We start from the raw sequence: 3,817 nt of genomic DNA on the forward strand, positions 1-3,817 counted from the left end.
GCGGTACGCTTGCTGAAGCGGGTAAGGCAGCACGCCATAACCAAACTCGAAAATGGGCTCGCTGGAGGTCGCCTACAGGAGCTTTTGGGCGCTCCGTTCGTGGGTGCTAGTGGTAGCGGGAGAGGGACTCGAACCCCCGACCCCAGGATTATGATTCCCGTGCTCTAACCAGCTGAGCTACCCCGCCACGACGCAGGCAAACGCGGCTTTGATGTGCCGCGGTCGCGAACGCGCGGCATATAAGAAGTAGCTCCTCGCCCTGTCAAGCAAAGCTGGCCTCCTGGCGGAAACATCTGAATTATGGAGCTATTTCGGCCGAATGTTGGGATTGCCGCCGGGGCTTCCGGGCGGCGGGATCACCGGCGTGTTGCCGCCATCGGGCGTCGGCGCGTGGATTTCCGGATCGACGTCTGCCGGCGGACACAGCACGCCGTCAGATTTCGCGAGTCTGTCGGCAAGCGGCTCGTTGGCCTGTCCGACCGTCGTGCCATCCGGGGGAACGATGACGGTACCACGCGATGGCGCCGATGCCGTTGGCGCGCAATTCGCGGCCAGTTCGGTCGGCGGAGCTGACGCAATCGGTTGCGACGGGTTGGTCGCCGAAGGCGGGGCCTGAGCGGCCGCGCCCTGCACCGAGAGCATCATTCCGAAAGCGAAAAGAAGCGCATGTTTTGTCATCCGGAGAGAACGGATGTCGTGAAGGCTTGTTCCCGCGCCTTCACATTAACGATTTGCCCGCTTTGCGATAACGGATCAGCGAGAAATGGCCCATCGGCGGCATTGGCCGCCGCTCCGTAAGGCTCACGCCACCGTGCCTGGCCGCCCACTTTACCAGCCGCTCCCATGGAAATTCAGGCCGCCAGCCGAGCCGTCGCGCCAATGGAGCGAACGCGAGCTCGAAGAGGCGCCGCGGACCGCTTTCGGCGCCGATGTGATTGACCAGGATGAGTTCGCCGCCGGGCTTCAACACCCGAATAAAATCATCCAGCGTCGCTTCCGGATCGGGAACCGCGGTAATGACATATTGCGCGACCACGGCATCGAAAAACGAATCGGCAAAAGCGAGATTTTTCGCGTCCATGACCGCGAGCGTCTCGACGTTCTTCAGGCCGAGCGAACGCACCCGCTGTTGTGCCTTGCGAAGCATCGGCTCGGAAATATCGACGCCGCACACCTTGGTCGTCGTGGCATAATCCGACAGCGACAAGCCGGTGCCGACGCCGACGTCGAGAATCCGGCCGCCGATCCGATCGGCCTCCGCAATGGTCGACTGACGGCCATGATCGAAGACTTTGCCGAACACGAGGTCGTAGATCGGCGCCCAGCGCCCGTACGCCTTCGCGACCCCCGCACGGTCGATATCTGACGCCATACCCCCGCCCTGAATTCTAGTGGTCCGATTCTAACATTCGTATCCCGTCTCGGCGGCCACCTTTGCGAATGTTGGAATCAAACGACCACCAGCAAATATAAGTTTGTAGTGGAGTTTTGAATTTGACATTCGCTTTTCGAGTTTGCAGCGAGCTGGTTAGCGAACGTCAATCCACTGCACTACCCGCGCACTGCCTCGACCAATGGCGGTGCAACGTTCCTCGCCTTGTTGGCGACGCCCTTTGCGCTGGCGCTCTGGATGAAGCCGCCGCCGAGCACCCGCGCACGACCCGAGGGCGCATCGTAAAACACACAGGCCTGGCCGGGCGAAACGCCTTCCTCGCCGGCAACGAGGTCAACCGCATAGCCGTCGCCGGTGGCGCGCAGCCACGCCGGCTGCGGCGCGCGCGTCGAACGAACGCGCACGAAAATCTCCAACCCTGAGCCGACCGCACGATCGAGCGGACCGTCGCCGATCCAGTTTACATCGCGCAGATCGACATGATCCATCCGCAACGCTTCGCGCGGACCCACGACGACGCGGCGGGTTGATGCATCCAGCTTCACCACGTAGAGCGGCGTGCCGGAAGCGATGCCCAATCCGCGGCGCTGGCCGACCGTGAAATGGACGATGCCCTGGTGGGTGCCGATGACATGGCCGTCGAGATCGACGATGTCGCCGGGTTCGATTGCATTCGGCCGCAGCCGGCCGATCACGTCGGTGTAGCGCCCACTCGGCACGAAGCAGATATCCTGGCTGTCGTGCTTGTCGGCAACTTCAAGCCCGAACCGACGCGCCAATTCGCGCGCCTCGGGCTTGGTCATATCGCCAAGCGGAAAGCGCAGGTATTGAAGCTGCTCGCGCGTGGTCGCAAACAGGAAATAACTCTGGTCGCGGTCGCTGTCTGCCGCGCAAACCAGCGAGCGCGAACCATCCGCCAGCGCGCGCGAGGCGACATAGTGCCCGGTCGCCAATACGGACGCGCCGAGCTCGCGCGCGGTCGCCAGCAGATCGCGAAACTTGATCGAGCGGTTACATTCGATGCAGGGCACCGGCGTTTCGCCCGAGGCATAACTTTCGGCAAAATTGTCGATCACGGACTGGCGGAAACGGCTCTCGTAATCCAGCACGTAATGCGGAATGCCGATCCGCTCGGCGACGTTGCGGGCATCGTGAATGTCCTGCCCCGCGCAGCACGCCCCCTTGCGGTGGGTCGCCGCGCCATGGTCGTACAACTGCAAGGTAATGCCGACGACGTCGTAGCCTTGCGACTTCAACAGCGCCGCCGTCACCGAAGAATCGACGCCGCCCGACATGGCGACGACCACGCGGGTGTCCTGGGGACGGCCTTCAAGATCCAGACTGTTGCGCATGGTTTCGGTCAAGGGTCACCGCGTCAGCTTAGTGTCCCGGTCCTGGCATTCGTATCGGGGCGCTTTCTTCGGCGCCTCATCCTTCGGAGCCGGCCGGAAAGCTGCACTTTAATATAGGTCGCCTGCGCGCGAAGCAATCACAGCCCGGATTGGCCGGCCTGGAACGGCAAATCTTGCCGCCGGGCAGAAAAAGACGGGCCTGAGGCTGCGTCGGCCGGAACAGGGCAAAGTCGTATCTTATTGAAATAATTACGTATTCTTGAGAATTCCGAGTGGCCCGGTCCTTGCTGATTGTTTTGTGAGTTCCCTTGCCGGAGACCGTCCTGTGCTCAGTGCTACCCCAGATGCCGCAGCCGCAGCCAATGCCGCCTTCCAAGCCGCACCGTCATGGCTGACGCGATCCAGTGCGCCGCCGGCGAACGATCTTTTCGGGAACCTGGTCAGCCAGAACACGCCGAGCGAACCCTCCGCCACGCCACCGCCTCCCCCGCCGCCGCCGCCCCGGCAGAACGATGCGAACGCCTCGCCGCCATCGTCCGATAATGCCGCGCCCGCAAATAACGCCAACAACAACGCAAGCGCCGGCAACAACGCCTCCGCCCCGCAGGCACAGGCACAGGCGAGCAACGATTCCAGCGGCACCGCCAACAACGCACCGTCGTCCGATGCCAGCTCCGGCTCCGGCACCGGTGATGCCGCCAATGCCAACCCTAGCGGTAACGGCGCAAACACCGCCAGCCAATCCACGACGACGGCCACGACCACTCCAGGCACTTCGAAATCGGACGAGCACAAATCCAAAAGTGACGACGCGGATGCGACCGCGGTCGACGCCACCATCCTGGTCCAACAGGCTGGGAGCTCGCCGACCACGCCGACCCCGGTTGCCGTTGCAGTTCCCACATCCACGCCAACAACCAACGTGCCTGCGACGGCGCCGGCCTCCGGCGGTCCCACGGCCCCATTGGCTATTGCCGCCGCCGCCATCGCCGCCAGTTCACAGCCGCTTGCGCCGCCGCCCGGGCCATCCAGCCCGGCCACGACCGATCCCGGCACGACGCCCACCACGTCC

Annotated in this window: 3 protein-coding genes, 1 tRNA gene and 1 pseudogene; all 5 read right to left on the bottom strand. The window is 63.5% G+C overall.

Annotated elements, in window-relative coordinates:
• Positions 1-110: 110 nt before the first annotated feature.
• Positions 111-187: transfer RNA gene (locus WB528_RS18480), tRNA-Met, on the bottom strand.
• Between the two features lie 119 nt (positions 188-306).
• Entirely contained in the window at positions 307-678 is a 372-nt protein-coding gene (locus WB528_RS18485) for a hypothetical protein (RefSeq protein WP_423889839.1), read from the bottom strand.
• Between the two features lie 40 nt (positions 679-718).
• A complete protein-coding gene (locus WB528_RS18490) occupies positions 719-1,372 on the bottom strand; it encodes a class I SAM-dependent methyltransferase (protein WP_423889840.1) in 654 nt (217 codons plus the stop codon).
• A gap of 179 nt (positions 1,373-1,551) precedes the next feature.
• Positions 1,552-2,745, bottom strand: coding sequence for a tRNA 2-thiouridine(34) synthase MnmA (gene mnmA, locus WB528_RS18495; RefSeq protein ID WP_423889841.1), 1,194 nt, complete (start codon positions 2,743-2,745; stop codon positions 1,552-1,554).
• A 249-nt stretch (positions 2,746-2,994) separates the two neighbouring features.
• Positions 2,995-3,817: pseudogene (locus WB528_RS18500) on the bottom strand (hypothetical protein); the annotation flags it as partial.

The sequence above is a fragment of the Bradyrhizobium sp. genome, assembly GCF_049586575.1.
GTDB lineage: Bacteria > Pseudomonadota > Alphaproteobacteria > Rhizobiales > Xanthobacteraceae > Bradyrhizobium.